The sequence below is a fragment of the Streptomyces flavusporus genome, assembly GCF_046267975.1.
Taxonomy (GTDB): Bacteria; Actinomycetota; Actinomycetes; order Streptomycetales; family Streptomycetaceae; genus Streptomyces; species Streptomyces flavusporus.
In genome coordinates this window covers 3,073,815-3,088,886 of sequence record NZ_CP176503.1, presented here as the reverse complement: position 1 = coordinate 3,088,886, position 15,072 = coordinate 3,073,815, and the positions used below count along the sequence as shown (strand labels likewise).

Annotated in this window: 13 protein-coding genes; 9 read left to right on the top strand and 4 right to left on the bottom strand. The window is 71.8% G+C overall.

All coding sequences use genetic code 11. From position 1 onward, the window contains the following. Window positions 1–5 precede the first annotated feature (5 nt). A complete protein-coding gene (locus tag ACKTSN_RS14555) occupies window positions 6–572 on the top strand; it encodes a hypothetical protein (protein WP_409469517.1) in 567 nt (188 codons plus the stop codon). Between the two features lie 85 nt (window positions 573–657). Here ACKTSN_RS14555 and ACKTSN_RS14550 read toward each other — a convergent pair whose 3' ends face one another. The 4 genes from ACKTSN_RS14550 to ACKTSN_RS14535 are packed head-to-tail and all read right to left on the bottom strand — an operon-like array spanning window position 658 to window position 4,954. Beyond that, the gene (locus ACKTSN_RS14550) at window positions 658–1,569 is read right to left on the bottom strand and encodes a 5-dehydro-4-deoxyglucarate dehydratase (protein WP_409469516.1); all 912 of its coding nucleotides are present in this window, start codon (window positions 1,567–1,569) and stop codon (window positions 658–660) included. Window positions 1,570–1,579: 10 nt separating this feature from the next. Beyond that, entirely contained in the window at window positions 1,580–2,614 is a 1,035-nt protein-coding gene (locus ACKTSN_RS14545; protein ID WP_409469515.1) for a 2-hydroxyacid dehydrogenase, read from the bottom strand. A gap of 7 nt (window positions 2,615–2,621) precedes the next feature. After that, window positions 2,622–3,905, bottom strand: a complete 1,284-nt coding sequence (locus tag ACKTSN_RS14540; protein ID WP_409469514.1) for a glucarate dehydratase family protein — start codon at window positions 3,903–3,905, stop codon at window positions 2,622–2,624. A 50-nt stretch (window positions 3,906–3,955) separates the two neighbouring features. Further along, the gene (locus ACKTSN_RS14535; protein ID WP_409469513.1) at window positions 3,956–4,954 is read right to left on the bottom strand and encodes a 2-hydroxyacid dehydrogenase; all 999 of its coding nucleotides are present in this window, start codon (window positions 4,952–4,954) and stop codon (window positions 3,956–3,958) included. 219 nt (window positions 4,955–5,173) lie between these two features. Between ACKTSN_RS14535 and ACKTSN_RS14530 the strand changes: the two genes are divergently transcribed. The 8 genes from ACKTSN_RS14530 to ACKTSN_RS14495 all read left to right on the top strand — a co-directional run bounded on the left by ACKTSN_RS14530 (window position 5,174) and on the right by ACKTSN_RS14495 (window position 14,968). After that, window positions 5,174–6,763 (top strand): ABC transporter substrate-binding protein, encoded by a 1,590-nt coding sequence (locus ACKTSN_RS14530; protein ID WP_409469512.1) that lies wholly within the window; start codon window positions 5,174–5,176, stop codon window positions 6,761–6,763. Window position 6,764: 1 nt separating this feature from the next. Then, window positions 6,765–7,694 (top strand): ABC transporter permease, encoded by a 930-nt coding sequence (locus ACKTSN_RS14525; protein ID WP_409469511.1) that lies wholly within the window; start codon window positions 6,765–6,767, stop codon window positions 7,692–7,694. A gap of 14 nt (window positions 7,695–7,708) precedes the next feature. Continuing rightward, on the top strand, window positions 7,709–8,686 hold the full coding sequence (locus ACKTSN_RS14520; protein ID WP_409469510.1) for an ABC transporter permease: 978 nt from the start codon (window positions 7,709–7,711) through the stop codon (window positions 8,684–8,686). Next, window positions 8,683–9,693: an ABC transporter ATP-binding protein gene (locus ACKTSN_RS14515; RefSeq protein ID WP_409469509.1), complete on the top strand. Its 1,011-nt coding sequence runs from the start codon at window positions 8,683–8,685 to the stop codon at window positions 9,691–9,693. Before ACKTSN_RS14520 ends, ACKTSN_RS14515 begins: the two co-directional genes overlap by 4 nt. Beyond that, window positions 9,686–10,738, top strand: a complete 1,053-nt coding sequence (locus ACKTSN_RS14510) for an ABC transporter ATP-binding protein (protein ID WP_409469508.1) — start codon at window positions 9,686–9,688, stop codon at window positions 10,736–10,738. Before ACKTSN_RS14515 ends, ACKTSN_RS14510 begins: the two co-directional genes overlap by 8 nt. After that, a complete protein-coding gene (locus ACKTSN_RS14505; RefSeq protein WP_409474830.1) occupies window positions 10,735–11,466 on the top strand; it encodes a sulfite exporter TauE/SafE family protein in 732 nt (243 codons plus the stop codon). The genes ACKTSN_RS14510 and ACKTSN_RS14505 overlap by 4 nt, the downstream gene beginning before the upstream one ends. Window positions 11,467–11,657: 191 nt before the next feature. Further along, window positions 11,658–11,843, top strand: a complete 186-nt coding sequence (locus ACKTSN_RS14500) for a hypothetical protein (protein WP_218517043.1) — start codon at window positions 11,658–11,660, stop codon at window positions 11,841–11,843. Window positions 11,844–11,923: 80 nt separating this feature from the next. Next, a complete protein-coding gene (locus ACKTSN_RS14495; RefSeq protein ID WP_409469507.1) occupies window positions 11,924–14,968 on the top strand; it encodes a helix-turn-helix transcriptional regulator in 3,045 nt (1,014 codons plus the stop codon). Window positions 14,969–15,072: the final 104 nt, after the last annotated feature.

Here is a 15,072-nt window from a genome sequence, read left to right as displayed (position 1 = left end):
GTCGCATGGGAACCAAGACTGTGGACGAGACCGGCGCCGACACCGGCACCGAGGCGACGACCGACGAGGAGAAGACCGAGAAGGCGGCGGACGCCACCACGACCGACGAGGCGACCGACGAAGCGACCGGCACCGAGGACGGTGACGAGCAGCCCGAAGCGGCGCAGGAAGCCGGCCACTCCGGTGTCGGCCAGGGTGCCGGAGCCGTCGTCTCGGCCGCGCTCGGCATCGTTTCGCTCACCGGCAGCTGGGTCGGCACCGTGGCCTCCGCGCGCGAGTCGCTCATCGGCCAGCTGGAGACCTCGCAGTCCTCCAGCGTCGCCACCATGGTCAGGGAGGGCTACGGCGACGCCTGGAACGCCAACGCGCTCTGGGCCGGGCTGTTCGCGCTGACCGCGCTGATCGTCGGCGTCGTCGTCCTGGCCCGTCCCGCGTTCGGCGCCCCCGGCAAGCCGCAGGCCCCGTGGATCAAGTCGGTCGCCTGGGCCGGCATCTCCCTCGGCGTCATCGGCCTGTTCCTGGCCGTCCTGAAGTACACCGACGTACTCCTGGGCCTGCCTGCCACCGGCTGAGCCGACGCGGACCACGAGGGGTCCCCGGACGTCCTGAGGTACTGACGGACGTGCGAGGACCCCCTTGTACGCGTCGGCGTGCGGCTCAGGAAGCGAGCACGGCGCGGCCCTCGGCGATGATGGCCGCCAGTTCCTCGACCTCCTGCGGGGCGAGGGACGTCAGCGGCGGCCGGACCGGTCCGGCTTCGAGACCCTCCAGGGTGACCCCGGCCTTCACCAGCGCCACCGCGTAGCCCGGAACCCGCTGGCGCAGCCGGACCAGGGGGTGGAAGAAGGCGCGCTGAAGGGCGTCGATCCGCTTCTGGTCCCCCTCCTCCACCGCGCGGTGGAAGGCGATGGAGACATCGGGCGCGAAGGCGAAGGCGGCCGACGAGTACAGCTCCACTCCCAGCGCCCGGTACGCGAGCTGGCTCGCCTCGGCCGTGGGCATGCCGTTGAAGAACTGGAACTGCTTGCCGGTCCCGTCGAGTGCGTCCCGTACGGCGGGGACGATCCGCGCGACGAGATCGAGGTCGCCGGTTCCGTCCTTCAGACCCACGACGGTGGGCAGCTGGGCGACCTCCGCCGCCGTGTGCTCGTCGAACCGCGCGTTGGCCCGGTTGTAGACGATCAGCGGCAGGCCGGTCTCCCCTGCGACTTCCCGGGTGTAGGCGACGAGCCCGGTGGCGGGTGCCTCGACCAGGTAGGGCGGCATGAGCAGCAGGCCGTCCGCACCGGCCTCGGCCGCGGCCCGCGCGAACCGCCGGGCCAGGCCGAGTGCGCCACCGGCCCCGGCGTACACCGGGACGCGTCCCCCCGCCGCGTCGACGGCGGTCCGCACGACCGCGGTGAACTCCTCGAGATCCAGGGCATGGAACTCGCCGGTGCCGCAGGCGACGAACACTCCGCCCGGGCCGGCGTCGACCCCGTCCGCGATGTGCCGACGCAGGGCGTCGAGGTCTACGTCACCGGTTGCGGTGAACGGGGTGACGGGGAAGAAGAGAACGCCTTCGAGCATGGGTGGTTTCCTACTCATCGTGAGGGACAGCGCGGGTGGGGGACGGGGGTGCTGCGGCGACGCTTCCGGCTGCTGCCGGGGCGCGGACCACGTTGCTGAGCGCGTCGCCTCGCTCCAGCCGGTCGATGTTGTCGGCGATCTCTGTCGCGCGAGCGGCGAAGGTGTCGGCCGTGTGGCCTGAGTGGTGTGGGGTCATCAGCACGTTCGGCAGGTCGTGGAAGGGCAGCCGGCTCGGCGCCTCGGGAGGGCCCGACCACCACACGTCCAGCGCGGCACCGGCGATGGTGCCCGAGCTCAGCGCGTCGTAGAGCGCCTCCTCCTGCACCACCGGCCCCCGGGCCACGTTGACCAGCAGGGCCTCGGGGCCCATGGCCGCCAGTTCGGCGGGGCCGATCAACCCGTCGGTGGCGGCGCTCAGGGGGACGGTGACCACCACGACGTCGGAGTCGGCGAGGAGTTCGGGCAGACGGTCGTCGCCGCCGACCCAGTCGGGCCGAAGATCCGCGGGGAACGGCGCGGAGGGGTCGCGCCGTACGGCGCGGATCCGCAGGCCGACCGCCTGGCACAGCCGGGCGACCTCGGTGCCGGTCTCGCCGAAGCCGACGATGCCCACCCGGCGGCCCTGCAGCGTGGTGCCGAAGGGAAGTCCGGGATCGACCGCCACATTGCGCCAGCGTCCGGCGCGCAGCGCGCGGTCGGCTCCCAGGACGTCGCGGGAGAGCATCAGGATCGACATGAGCACGTGCTCGGCGATGGAACGGCCGTGGTGGTGGGTGGTGGCGACCGTGACCCCCGGGTGGAGCGCGTCCATCGGGATGCCGTCGTAGCCGGCGCCGACGACATGGACTAGCCGCAGCCGTTCGGCGCGGCGCGCGTCCTCGGCCCGCAGCTTGGAGCCGACGTAGACGTCGACGTCGGCGATGGCCTCGGAGAGCCGTGCCACGTCCCAGTCGAAGGACTCCAGCCAGATGTGCTGTCCCCGCGTGGAGGCCTTGAGCCGGTCGTGGAAACGGCTCAGGATGCGGTGGTCGAGCATGATGCGCATCAGCCGCTCACCACCGCGGGGTCTTGGTGGAGAACGAGGGTTCGAAGCGGCGGATGTAACCGGTGTCGTCGCGGTCGCGCAGCCCGCAGTCGAGGTACTGCTGGTGCAGCCGGGCGAGGGCGTCCCGGTCCAGTTCCACGCCGAGACCGGGAGCCGTCGGTACGGCGAGGCGTCCCTCGCTGAACCGCAGGGGCGTGGGGTCGATCACGTCCTCGTCCGGCCGCTTCCAGGGCCAGTGCGTGTCACAGGCGTAGGTGAGCCGCGGTGTCGCGGCGGCGAGGTGGGTCATCGCCGCGAGGCTGATGCCGAGATGCGAGTTGGAGTGCATCGACATCCCCAGCCCGAAGGTCCCGCAGATCGAGGCGAGTTGGCCGCAGCGCCGCAGACCGCCCCAGAAGTGGTGGTCGGACAGGACGATGCTCACCGCTCCCCGTGCCACGGCCGGGGCGAGGTCGTCGAAGGACACGACGCACATGTTGGTCGCCAGCGGTGTGGGTGTCCCGCCGGCCACCGCGGCCATGCCGTCGATGCCCTCGGTCGGGTCCTCGAGGTACTGCAGGACGCCGTCCAGTTCCCGGGCGACGTGCAGTGACGTCTCCGTACTCCAGGCGGCATTGGGGTCGAGACGCAGCGGGAGCTCGGGGAACGCCTTGCGCAGCGCTCTGATCGCCGCGATCTCCTCGTCGGGCGGGAAGACACCGCCCTTGAGCTTGATGGAGGTGAATCCGTAGGTGCCGATCATGCGGCGGGCCTGCTCGACCAGCCCCGTGGGGTCGAGCGCGGGGCCCCAGTCGTCGTCCTCCTGGCCCGGGTGTCCGGCCCACTTGTAGAAGAGGTACGCGCTGTAGGGGACCGAGGGGCGCACCGCTCCCCCCAGCAGGTCGCAGACCGGCCGGCCCACGAGTTTGCCCTGGATGTCGAGGCAGGCGACGTCGAACGGTGACATGACCCGGTCCACGGTGCTGCTGCCCGTGACCATGCCGGACATGCCGTCGCCGCCCGTGGTGTCGGAGCCCAGCGCGCGTGTGGTGCGGGCGATCAGGTCGTTGAGGCTCCACACGTCCATGCCGACCAGTTCGTCGGCGGCGCGGCGCAGCCGCTCGAGATGCACCGTGCCGCCGTAGGTCTCGCCGACGCCGCTGACACCGGTTTCCGTGGTGATCTCCACGATGGTGCGCAGTGCGTAGGGCTCGTGCACCCCGACGGTGTTCAGCAGGGGGTGGTCCCGGAAGGCCACGGGGGTCACGGTGACGCCGGCGATCCGCTCTGAGTTCCGCACCATGAATGCCATCCTCATATGTAGTCGGCGTTCTCATTTGTAGACAGCTGTGGGCGACGGTGTCAATGGGCGGCCGCCGGCACCGGGGTGAGGAGAACCCCCTCGGTCATGAACCGCTCGACGTTGCGCAGCACCAGGTCGCCCATGGCCTCGCGGGTCTCCCTGGCGGCACTGGCGATGTGGGGGAGCAGTACCACCCGGTCCGAGTCCAGGAGCGCCCGGGGCACGTTCGGTTCGTCGGCGAAGACGTCGAGCGCCGCACCCGCGATCCGTCCCGCCTCCAGCGCCGCGACCAGGGCCGATTCGTCGACGACGCTGCCCCGCGCGACGTTCACGAGATGGCCCTCGGGCCCGAGCGCCGCCAGCACCGCCGCCGAGACCAGCCCCTCGGTGCCCGCGCCGCCCGCGACGGTGACGACGAGCGCGTCGCACGCGGCGGCCAGCGCCTCGGCGGTGGGCAGATGGCGGTAGGGCACGTCGGGCACCGGGACGCGTGAGCAGTACGACACCTCCGTGCCGAAGCCCTCGAGCCGGCGCGCGACGGCCCGGCCGATGCGGCCGAGGCCGAGGATGCCGACCCGCTTCCCGCTCATCCGGGTGGCCAGCGGAAACGGCGCCGCGGTCCACCCTCCGCCGCGTACGTACCGGTCGGCGGCCGACATCCGGCGCATGGAGTCGATCAGCGCGCCGACGGCCAGGTCGGCCACACAGTCGGTGAGCACGTCGGGGGTGTTGCTGACGTCGATGCCGCGCGCCCGGGCGCGGACCACGCCCGTGGTCTCGTAGCCGACGCCGAAGTGGACGATCGCGCCCAGCCGGGGCAGCGCGTCCATCAGGTCGTTGTCGACCCCGGTCCGCGCGCTGGTCACGGCGGCGATCACGTCGCTGCCGTGGTCGCGCAGGTACGCGGCCGGATCGGGCAGTTCGTGCAGGCGCACCGTGCGGTAGCGCCCGGCCAGGGTCCGCTCCAGGCCGGGGAGCAGGGGCGACACCTGGAGCAAGGTGGCCGGCGAGGTCGGGGAGCTGTCAGCGATTTCGGTCGTGGTTCCGGGAATGGGCATGTGATCTCCTGGCTTCGTCGAGGGACTCAGGGGCGCGCGGCGCGGGCGGTCGGAGCGGCGCGGGACGGATCCGATCCGGCGCATCTCTTGACGCTGCCACGGTGCCGGTTTAGCTTCGGCGTTCACAGATGCGGACCGGGTGCGCAAGTGTAGACAGCTCCTCGCAGTCGCCCGTACGTGGAACGCGACACATCAGCACTCACCGGAGACGAGCCGACGATGAAGTTCTCCGTTTCCCCCATCCCGCCCGCCGGACGAAGGCGGCCCCGCGCGACGACTGCGATGCTCCTGGCGGGCATGGTGCTGTTGTCCAGCGGCTGCGCCGTGGCGGGCAGCGCCGCCGGTGACGCCGGCCGCGCCGACGGCCGCACGCTGCGGGTGGTGCTCACTCAGGAACCACCGACCCTGGAACCCTGCGAGGCCTCACTGACCGGCACCGGCGTCGTCGTCCGGTCGAACATCACCGAGCCGCTCGTCGAACGCGACCCGGACTCCGGCGAACTGCACCCCCTGCTCGCCACGGGCTGGAAGCAGACGGACGAGCGCACCTGGACCTTCGACATGCGCACCGGGGTGACCTTCCAGAACGGCGAGCCGTTCACCGCCGAGGACGCCGCCTTCTCCATCGACCGGGCGGTCAACTCCGACCTCGCCTGCAACGTCGAGGGCTATGTCTTCGGCGACGAGGACCTCGAGGTGAAGGCGGTGAGCGACACCCGGTTGACCGTCACCACCGAGCAGCCCGACCCGATCCTGCCGCTGCGCCTGAGCTTCGTGGAGATCGTGCCGCGCACGACCGACGCCGAGGCCAAGGTCCGTATCCCCATAGGCACCGGCCCCTACGCCGTCAGCTCCTGGCAGCCGGGAGCGGCGATCTCCCTCAACCGCCACGACGACTACTGGGGCGAGGCCCCGGCCTTCCCCCGGGCCCGCTACGTCTGGCGGAGCGACGCGAGCGTGAGGGCTGCCATGATCGACAAGGGTGAGGCGGAGATCGCGGTCGCCCTCGACCCCATCGAGGCGGACAAGGACACGACGGCCTCCTACCCCAACAACGAGACGACCGCGCTGCGGCTGGACGGCCGCGAGCCGCCGCTCGACGACCTCCGGGTACGCCGGGCCGTCGACCTGGCCGTGGACCGCGAGGGCATCATCGACGCCCTGCTCGGCGGACTCGCCGAACCGGCCGGCCAGTTGGTCCCGCCCGGTGTGGTGGGACACAACGACGAGATCCGGTCCACCCGGCAGAACGTGGCCCGCGCCAAGGCCCTGATCGAGGAGGCCGAGGCCGACGGCGTGCCCGTCGACCGGCAGATCACCCTGGTCGCCCGCAACGGCATGTTCTCCGGGGTGTCGGAGACCGCGGAGGCCCTCCAGTACCAGATGCAGCAGATCGGGCTGAACGTACGGGTGCGTATGGCGGACACGGCCACCCAGCTCCAGTACCAGCTCCGGCCGCTGCCCAAGGGCGTCGGCCCCATCGCCCTGCTGATCATGCACGGCAACCAGGCCGGTGACGCGGCCTTCACCACCAGCCAGTACCTGCTGAGCGACGGCCCGCAGTCCACCTTCGGCACCGAGGAGCTCGACCGGCGCATCGCCGAAGCGGGCGCGCTCTCCGGCGAGGAGCGCCAGCAGGCCTTCGCCGATCTGCTCGCCGACCAGAACAAGACGGTCGTTCAGTACACCCATCTGGCCCACATGAGCGGACTGCTCGGCCTGTCACGGTCCATCCGGTACGAGCCGAACTCCGCCACCGGCGACGAGATGCGGCTGGCAGAGGTCAGCCCGGCGAAGGCGAAGCACTGACATGGTTCCTTTTCTGCGCAAACGCATACTCTCCAGCGCCATCCCCCTGGTGTGCGTGGTGCTGGGCGTGTTCTTCCTGGCCCGGATGACCGGCAACCCGGTCGACCTCTACCTCCCGCTGAGCGCCACCGCCGAGCAGCGCGCGGAGTTCTCCGCCGCGCAGGGCTTCGACCTCTCCATCCCGGCACAGCTGTGGAACTACCTAGTCGACGCCGCGCAGCTGGACTTCGGCACCTCGCTCAGGACCGGGCAGTCCGCGACCTCGATGGTGTTGGACGCGTTCCCCGTCACCCTGCAGCTCGCCGGCGTGACCATGCTGCTGGCGATCACCGGAGCGGTACTGATCGGCAGCCTGGCCGCCTACCGGCCCAACTCCCTGGTCGACCGGATCGCCAGCCTGCTGTCGATGACGGCCGCGAGCATCCCCGACTTCTGGTTCGCCGTCATGGGCGTACTGGTCTTCGGCGTGAGCCTCGCATGGTTGCCCACCTCGGGCACCCTGGGCGGGCCCGAGGTCTGGGTCCTGCCCATCGCGACCCTGCTGATCCGCCCGTTCGGTGTGCTGGTCCAGGTGGTGCGCGGCAGCATGGTCTCCGCGCTCTCCGCGCCCTACGTCAAGATCGCTCGGAGCAAGGGCGCCACGCCCCGCCGGGTGATCTTCGGTCACGCCCTGCGCAACGCGGTGACGCCCGTGCTGACCGTGGCCGGTGACCTGACGGTGGGACTGGTCAACGGCGCCGTGATCGTGGAGACGATCTTCGGCTGGCCCGGCATCGGCAAACTCATGATCGACTCCATCCTGCAGCGCGACTTCGCGGTTCTCCAGGCGGCCGTCCTGCTCACCGCGGTGACCATCTTCGCGTTGAACATCCTCGTTGACGTCTGCCACGCGCTGACCGACCCCCGAGTGCGTCAGGCGGTGCCGGCGTGAGCGAAGGAAGCAGCATGACCACAGCAGAGACCTCCGCCGCTGACGGCGCCGCTCCCGTGAACGACGCCGCCCCCGCCCGAAAGCGTCCGCCGAGCTGGTGGCGGTTGCTCGGCCGGGACCGCGTCGCGGCCGCCGGAGCCGTCGTCCTCACCCTGGTCGCCCTCGCCGCCCTCTTCGGCCGGCTGTTCATCGGTGACCGCGCACAGCGCCAGGACCTGGACGCCTCCCTGCGCCCGCCGTCCCTGAGCGACGGGGTGTACGGGCTGCTCGGCACCGACGTGCTGGGGCGCAGCGTCCTGGCGCGCCTGATCGACGCGGCGGCGACGACCCTGTCCGTGGCCGTCCCCACGGTGCTGTGCTCGCTCGTGATCGGATCAGCCCTCGGCCTGTGGGCCGGCTACCACGGGGGACGCCGGGAGAGCCTGGCGATGCGCGTCGCCGACGTCATCCTCAGCTTCCCCTCCCTGCTCATCGCGGTGGTCGTGCTCTACGTCTTCTCGCCCTCCGCGCTGAACATCGTGCTGATCCTCGCCGTGGCCCGCATCCCGGTGTATCTGCGCACCTCCCGGGCGGAGGCGGCCGAGCTGCGGAGCCGGCTGTTCGTCGACGCGGCCCGCACCTTCGGCACACCCAGCCGGCACATCATCTACCGGCACATCCTGCCGATCGCCCTGCCGACGCTGCTGACCGTCGCCACCCTCGACTTCTGCTTCGTGATGCTCACCGAGTCCTCGCTGAGCTTCCTGGGCATCGGAATCCAGCCCCCGGACGTGAGCTGGGGCCTGATGGTCGCCCAGGGCCGGCAGTATCTCCAGACCGCCTGGTGGATCACGGTGCTGCCCGGGCTCGCCATCGTCCTCACCACCGTGTCCGCCACGGTGCTCGCCGCCTGGGCCCGCATCGCCACCGACCCCGCCCAGCGCTGGCGGCTGACGCTGCCCCGCAAGCGCCGCGGTGCCTCCGCCGCCGTTCCTCCGGAGATGATCCCGTGACGACCACTTCCGCCCCCGCCCCGTCCGCCACCGACCCCGCCCTCGACGTCGAGGGGCTGTGCGTGGACCTGAGCACGGCCTCCGGCACGGTGCGCGCCGTGGACGGCGTCAGCTTCAGCGTCCGCCACGGGCGCACCCTCGCCCTGCTGGGCGAGTCCGGCTGCGGCAAGTCGATGACCGCGCTGTCGGTGGTGGGACTGCTCGACCCCGCGGCCTCCGTGACCGGCGGCGCCGTACGCGTCAGAGGCAAGGACACCCTGCGGCTGAGCCCGGCGGAACGCCGTAAGCTGGCCGGTCCCGTCCTGTCCATCGTCTTCCAGGACGCCCTGACCGCCCTCAACCCGGTGCAGCCGGTGGGCCGGCAGATCGGCGAGCCGTTCCGCATCCACCGCGGACTGAGCCGGCGGCAGGCCGAGGAAAAGGCGATCGAGCTGATGACCCGCGTGGGCATCCCCGAGCCGAGGCAGCGGGCCAAGTCCTATCCGCACCAGTTCTCGGGAGGCATGCGCCAGCGGCTGCTGATCGCGATGGCCGTCGCCCTCGACCCCGATGTGCTCATCGCCGACGAGCCGACCACCGCGCTCGACGTCACCGTGCAGGCACAGATCATGCGGCTGCTGCGGGACCTCCAGGACGAGCGGGACATGGCCGTCGTACTGATCACCCACGACCTGGCCGTGGTCGCCCAGCGCGCCGACGACGTGGTCGTGATGTACGCCGGCACGGTCCTGGAACAGGGAACGGTGCACGACGTCTTCACCTCCCCGCGCCACCCCTACACCCGCGGACTGCTCGACTCGGTCCCGGAGGACGCCGAGCGCGGGCGCCCGCTGCCGGCCGTCCCCGGCAGCCCGCCCGAGCTGAGCGCGGTGCCGCCCGGCTGTGTCTTCCAGGCCCGCTGCCCGCTGGTGCGGGAGCGATGCGTCCGGGAACGGCCTTCCCTGCGCACCACGGGCGACGGACGTTCGGCCGCCTGCCACTTCTCCGAGGAGCTCGACCGTGCCTGAGTCCCGCGCCACCACCGCCACTCCCGGACCCCGGGCCGACGGAACCGACGAACACCCGCCGCTGCTGGAGGTCCGCGGCGTCACCAAGAGCTTCGGCAGCGGCCGGCGCCGGCTGACCGCCCTGGACGGAGTGGACGTACAGCTCGGCCGGGGACAGACCCTCGGGCTCGTCGGCGAGTCCGGCTGCGGCAAGTCCACCCTGGCCCGGGTGCTGCTCGGGCTGGAACGACCCGACGCGGGCACGGTGCGGTACGACGGCGTCGACCCCTTCGCCCTGCGCGGCAAGGAGCTGCTGAACTGGCGGCGCCGCGTCCAGATGGTCTTCCAGGACCCCTTCGCCTCGCTCAACGCCCGTATGTCGGCCGCCGATCTGATCGGCGAGCCCTGGCGCACCCACCGGGACGTCGTCCCGGACGCGAAGGCGCGCGAGAAGCGGGTCCGAGAACTGCTGTCCCTGGTCGGGCTGCGGGAGAGCGACGCCCACCGCTACCCCAACGAGTTCTCCGGCGGGCAGCGCCAGCGCATCGGCATCGCCCGCGCCCTGGCCCTGGACCCCGACCTCATCGTGTGCGACGAGCCGGTCTCCGCCCTGGACCTGTCCGTGCAGGCACAGGTCCTCAATGTGCTCTCGGAACTCCAGTCGCGCCTCGGCGTCGCGTACGTGTTCATCTCCCACGACCTGTCCGTCGTGCGGTACATCTCCGACCGGGTGACGGTGATGTACCTGGGCAAGGTCATCGAACACGGCGAGACCGAGGACGTGTTCGAACGCCCGCAGCACCCCTACACGGCTGCGCTGATGTCGGCCGCACCGGTCCTGGACACCTCCCGCGCCACCGACGACCAGGAGATCCAGCTCAAGGGCGAGATCCCCTCGCCCTTCGACATCCCGTCCGGCTGCCGCTTCCGCACCCGGTGCTGGCGCGCCGAGGACCGGTGCGCCACCGAGGTGCCTCCGGCCGTCGTCCGGGAGCCGGAAGGTGCGGGCGACGCCCACACCGCCCTGTGCCACTTCCCGCTGGAGGCGCGGTCTGCGTGGGCATGACCGGCGGGGAGTTCGCCCTGCTCTCCCTCACGGTCGGCATCGGCGCGGTGCTCCAGGTCTCCGTCGGCTTCGGGCTGGGCATGATCGCCGCGCCGGTGTTCTCCCTGGTCGACCCGACACTGGCACCGCCAGTGGTGCTGCTGCTCGCCGTCGGCGTGACGGCGGCGGTGCTGGTGCGCGAACGGGGCGGGGCGGATCTGCGCGGCTGCGGCTGGGCCCTCGTCGGACGGGTGCCGGGAGTGGCCGCCGGCGCAACTCTCGTGATCCTCCTGCCGGCCCGCCACCTCGCGCTGCTCATCGCCGGAGTGGTCCTCACCGGCGTCGCGGTGAGCGCGGCCGGGTACGTACCGCGGCCGCGGCGCTCCTCGGTCCTCCTGGCCGGGATGGCGTCGGGGCTGATGGGCACGGCCACGTCCATCGGAGGCCCGCCCATGGCGATGGTGTGGCAGCGGCTGAGCGGGCCACGGCTGCGGGCCACGATGAGCGCTTTCTTCCTAGTCGGCTCCCTGATGAGCCTGGCCGCGCTGGCGGTGGCCGGCGTGGTCGGAGCGCACACCCTGCAACGCACCGCGCTGCTCACGCCCGCGGCGATCGCCGGAGTACTGCTCGCCCGCCCACTGACCCGCCGGCTGAACGCGCACCACACGCGTACGGTTGCCATGGCGCTCGCGGTCGCCGGCGCGGGGGGACTGGTGGCGCAGCAACTGGGGGCCTGGCCGGGGGCGTAGGCCGGGTCTGCCGGCTCTTAGGTCGGGCTTAGGAGATGTCCCGGTGAACCGGTGGCCGTACTAAGTGCCTTCTAAGGTCCCGCGCCTGCCGAAGATACGGAACTCTCCCGATGCGGCGAACCCCCCTGGGAAACGAAGGTGGAGGCATCGCAATGAGCGATACCGCACACCGACCTCTCCGGGGAGAAGAGATGTACGAGTACGAGCTCCAGCAGATCCGTTCCGCCGAGCTGATCCGCCGGGCCGAGCACGAGCGACTGGTCCGCGAAGCCATACGCAGCGGCCGCGCCGCCCGCCGGGAAGCAGCCGAACGCGCCGCCGCGAACGAGGCGCATACCCGCCGTCCACGACGGCACCGGTCCCCACGCACCGCGTGAGCGCCGCAGGGCCGGGAGACGGATCGAGGGACGGACGCCACCGCGGGAAAACCGGTGCCGCGTTGTCAGACCCCCGTGCGATGCTCGGACTTGTGGAGACCAGGTCCGTCAGTCCCGTCTTCGTAGGCCGCGCCGAGGAGTTGAACACGCTGAACGACGCGCTCGCCCGCGCCAACGCGGGCGAGCCGCAGGCGTTGCTGGTGGGTGGTGAGGCCGGCGTCGGCAAGACCCGCCTCGTCGAGGAGTTCGCCACCGCCGCCGGCCGCAAGGGCGCCGTCGTCGCGCTGGGCGGCTGTGTCGAGATCGGCGCCGACGGGCTGCCCTTCGCCCCGTTCTCCACCGCACTGCGCGCCCTGCGCCGTGAACTGCCGGACGAACTGGCCGCCGCGGCCGCCGGTCAGGAGGAGGAACTGGCCCGGCTGCTCCCCGAGTTGGGTGAGGCAGGCACCGGCCGGCACGACGAGGAGGGCATGGCCCGCCTCTTCGAACTCACCGCCCGTCTGCTGGAACGCATCGCCGCCGACCGCACGATCGTCGTCGCCCTGGAGGACCTGCACTGGGCCGACGCCTCCACCCGCCACCTCCTCGCCTACCTCTTCCGCACTTTGCGCACCGGCCGCCTTGTCGTCCTCGCCACCTACCGCTCCGACGACATCCACCGCCGCCATCCGCTGCGCCCCCTGCTGGCCGAACTCGACCGGCTGCGCACGGTCCAGCGCATCGAACTCGCCCGCTTCAACCGCGCGGAAGTCGCCCGCCAGATCGCCGGCATCCACGCCGCCGAACCGGACCCCGCGCAGGTCGACGAGATCTTCCAACGCTCCGACGGCAACGCCTTCTTCGTCGAGGAACTCACCGTCGCCGCCCACGAGGGCTGTCGCACCGGACTCACCGACTCGCTGCGCGACCTGCTCCTCGTCCGCGTCGAAGCGCTGCCCGAGAGCGCCCAGCGGGTCGTCCGGATCGTCGCCGAGGGCGGCTCCACCGTCGAGTACCGGCTGCTGTCCGCCGTCGCCGGTCTCGCCGAGGACGACCTCATCGAGGCCCTGCGGGCGGCCGTCAACGCCAACATCCTGCTCGCCACATCCACCGGCGATGGCTACCGCTTCCGCCACTCCCTGGTCCGCGAGGCCGTCGCCGACGACCTGCTGCCCGGCGAGCGCTCCCGTCTCAACCGCCGCTACGCCGAAGCCCTGGAGGCCGACCCGGGCCTCGTCCCCGCCGACCAGCGCGTCATGCGCCTGGCCAGCTACTGGTACCACGCTCATGACGCCGCCAAGGCCCTGCCCGCCGTCCTCGACGCCTCCGTCGCCGCTCGCCGCCGGCACGCCTACTCCGAGCAACTCCGGCTTCTGGAGCGCGCGATGGAGTTGTGGGATCCCGCCCCCGGGGACGTCCGGGCCGCACTGCGCCCCACCGGCTACACGGACGTGTACCGCGCTCCGGACGGCGGAGATCAGGCGACAGCTGCGCTGCGCTACCTCGACCTGATGGCCGCGGCGGCCGTCGCAAGCCGTTTCTGCGGAGAACGCGAACGCGCCCTGAAGATCACCAAGCGGGCGCTGCGCCTGCTGGAGGACGAGGACGACCCGCTGCTCGCCGCCTGGTTCTGGGTCCAGCGCTCCCGCCTGGTCCAGGCGAAGGCCCGCGACGACGGCTGGAAGGAACTGGCCACCGCCCAGGAACTGGTCCGCGGACTGCCGCCCTCCGAAGTGCACGCCGAGGTCCTGACCAACGTCGCCGGCTGGTCCATGCTGCACCAGCCCGGCGCCGAGGCCCTCGCCGCCGCCGAGCGCGCCGTGGAGTACGCGCGCATGGTCGAGGCCCGCGAGGTCGAGCTGAACGCCCGCGTCACCCGTGGCGTCCTCCTCGTCGATGCCGGCGACATCGAAGCGGGGCTCGCGGAGATGTACGAGGTCAAGGAGCAGTCCCTGGCCGGGGCCTTCACCCATGTCGCCGGCCGTACGTATGTCAACCTTTCGTCAGAACTCGAAGCCGTCGGCCGCTCCCTCGAAGCCGCCGGGATCCTGGAGGAGGGCACCGGATTCGCCCGGAAGTACGGTCTGCTGGACACTGAGGCGTGGGTCTGGGGCAACCTCTCCGACTCGCTGTTCTCACTCGGCCGCTGGGACGAGTCCGCCGAGGCCGCGTCGAACGCGCTGCGCCGGGGCCACAGCGCCAAGCCCCAGGGCACGGCCGCCCTGTGCCTGGCCAATGTCGCCCTGGCCCGCGGCGACACCGCCGAAGCCGGCCGCCAACTGGCCGCCGCGCGCGGCCATTTCGGCACCCACGACCCCATGCCCCAGCAGTGGCTCCCCCTGGCCTTCATCGCCATCGGCGTCGCCGCCTCGGAAGGCCGCATCCTGGACGCCCGCGGCGAACTCGACCGCGCCCTCGACGCCGGCATCCCGCCCGGCACCCAGCGCTACGGCTGGAAGCTGCTGCTCGCCGCCGCCACCGCCGAGGCCGACAGCCGCAACCTGCCCGCCGCCCGGCAGGGCCGCGAAGAAGCCCTGGAGCGCATCTTCAGCACCGTCAAGCGCCTCGCCACCGGCGCGCCCATCTGGGCCGCCCACGAAAAGTGGGTGCGCGCCGAGCTCCAGCGCGCCGAGGGCATCGCCGGCCCGGACACCTGGTCCGAGGTGGTCACGGCCTTCGAGTGCCTGGAACGCCCCTACGACCTCGCCCGCGTCCGCCACCGCCTCGCCGAGGCCCTCCTCACCACCGGGGGAGAGGACGACCGCGACCGTGCCACCGAACTGCTCCGGCTCGCGCATGCCGTCGCCGACCACCTCGGCGCGCGCCCCCTCGCCGACGCCGTCGGCCTGCTCGCCCAACGCGCCCGCCTCAGCCTTCGCCAGGCCCCGCAGCAGTCACCCGCCGCCGATCCGGTCCAGGCCCTCGGCCTCACCAGCCGGGAACGCGACGTCCTCCGCCTGGTCTCCATCGGCCGCACCAACCGCCAGATAGCGGAGGAACTCTTCATCTCCCCGAAGACGGCCAGCGTCCACGTCTCCAACATCCTCGGCAAGCTCGGCGTCTCGGGACGCGGCGAGGCGGCGGCGCTGGCGCATCGGCTGGGCCTGTTCCCGTCCGAAACCCTCAGCGCTCCAACGGCAGGGTGAGGTCTTCAACTGTTGGCCGTCTCGCTGCGTTTTCCTGCATGAAATCGGGCGTGGTCGCCGGGGTGCGTGTCTTTGTGCGGTGGTCGTTCGTTAGGTCGATCGGA

Excerpts from the sequence above, each read along its gene's own strand:
- ACKTSN_RS14555 (WP_409469517.1), top strand. The coding sequence starts at position 6 with ATGGGAACCAAGACTGTGGACGAGACCGGCGCCGACACCGGCACCGAG.
- ACKTSN_RS14545 (WP_409469515.1), bottom strand. The coding sequence starts at position 2,614 with ATGCGCATCATGCTCGACCACCGCATCCTGAGCCGTTTCCACGACCGG.
- ACKTSN_RS14540 (WP_409469514.1), bottom strand. The coding sequence starts at position 3,905 with ATGGCATTCATGGTGCGGAACTCAGAGCGGATCGCCGGCGTCACCGTG.
- ACKTSN_RS14530 (WP_409469512.1), top strand. The coding sequence starts at position 5,174 with ATGAAGTTCTCCGTTTCCCCCATCCCGCCCGCCGGACGAAGGCGGCCC.
- ACKTSN_RS14525 (WP_409469511.1), top strand. The coding sequence starts at position 6,765 with ATGGTTCCTTTTCTGCGCAAACGCATACTCTCCAGCGCCATCCCCCTG.
- ACKTSN_RS14535 (WP_409469513.1), bottom strand. The coding sequence starts at position 4,954 with ATGCCCATTCCCGGAACCACGACCGAAATCGCTGACAGCTCCCCGACC.
- ACKTSN_RS14505 (WP_409474830.1), top strand. The coding sequence starts at position 10,735 with ATGACCGGCGGGGAGTTCGCCCTGCTCTCCCTCACGGTCGGCATCGGC.
- ACKTSN_RS14520 (WP_409469510.1), top strand. The coding sequence starts at position 7,709 with ATGACCACAGCAGAGACCTCCGCCGCTGACGGCGCCGCTCCCGTGAAC.
- ACKTSN_RS14550 (WP_409469516.1), bottom strand. The coding sequence starts at position 1,569 with ATGCTCGAAGGCGTTCTCTTCTTCCCCGTCACCCCGTTCACCGCAACC.
- ACKTSN_RS14495 (WP_409469507.1), top strand. The coding sequence starts at position 11,924 with ATGCTCGGACTTGTGGAGACCAGGTCCGTCAGTCCCGTCTTCGTAGGC.
- ACKTSN_RS14500 (WP_218517043.1), top strand. The coding sequence starts at position 11,658 with ATGTACGAGTACGAGCTCCAGCAGATCCGTTCCGCCGAGCTGATCCGC.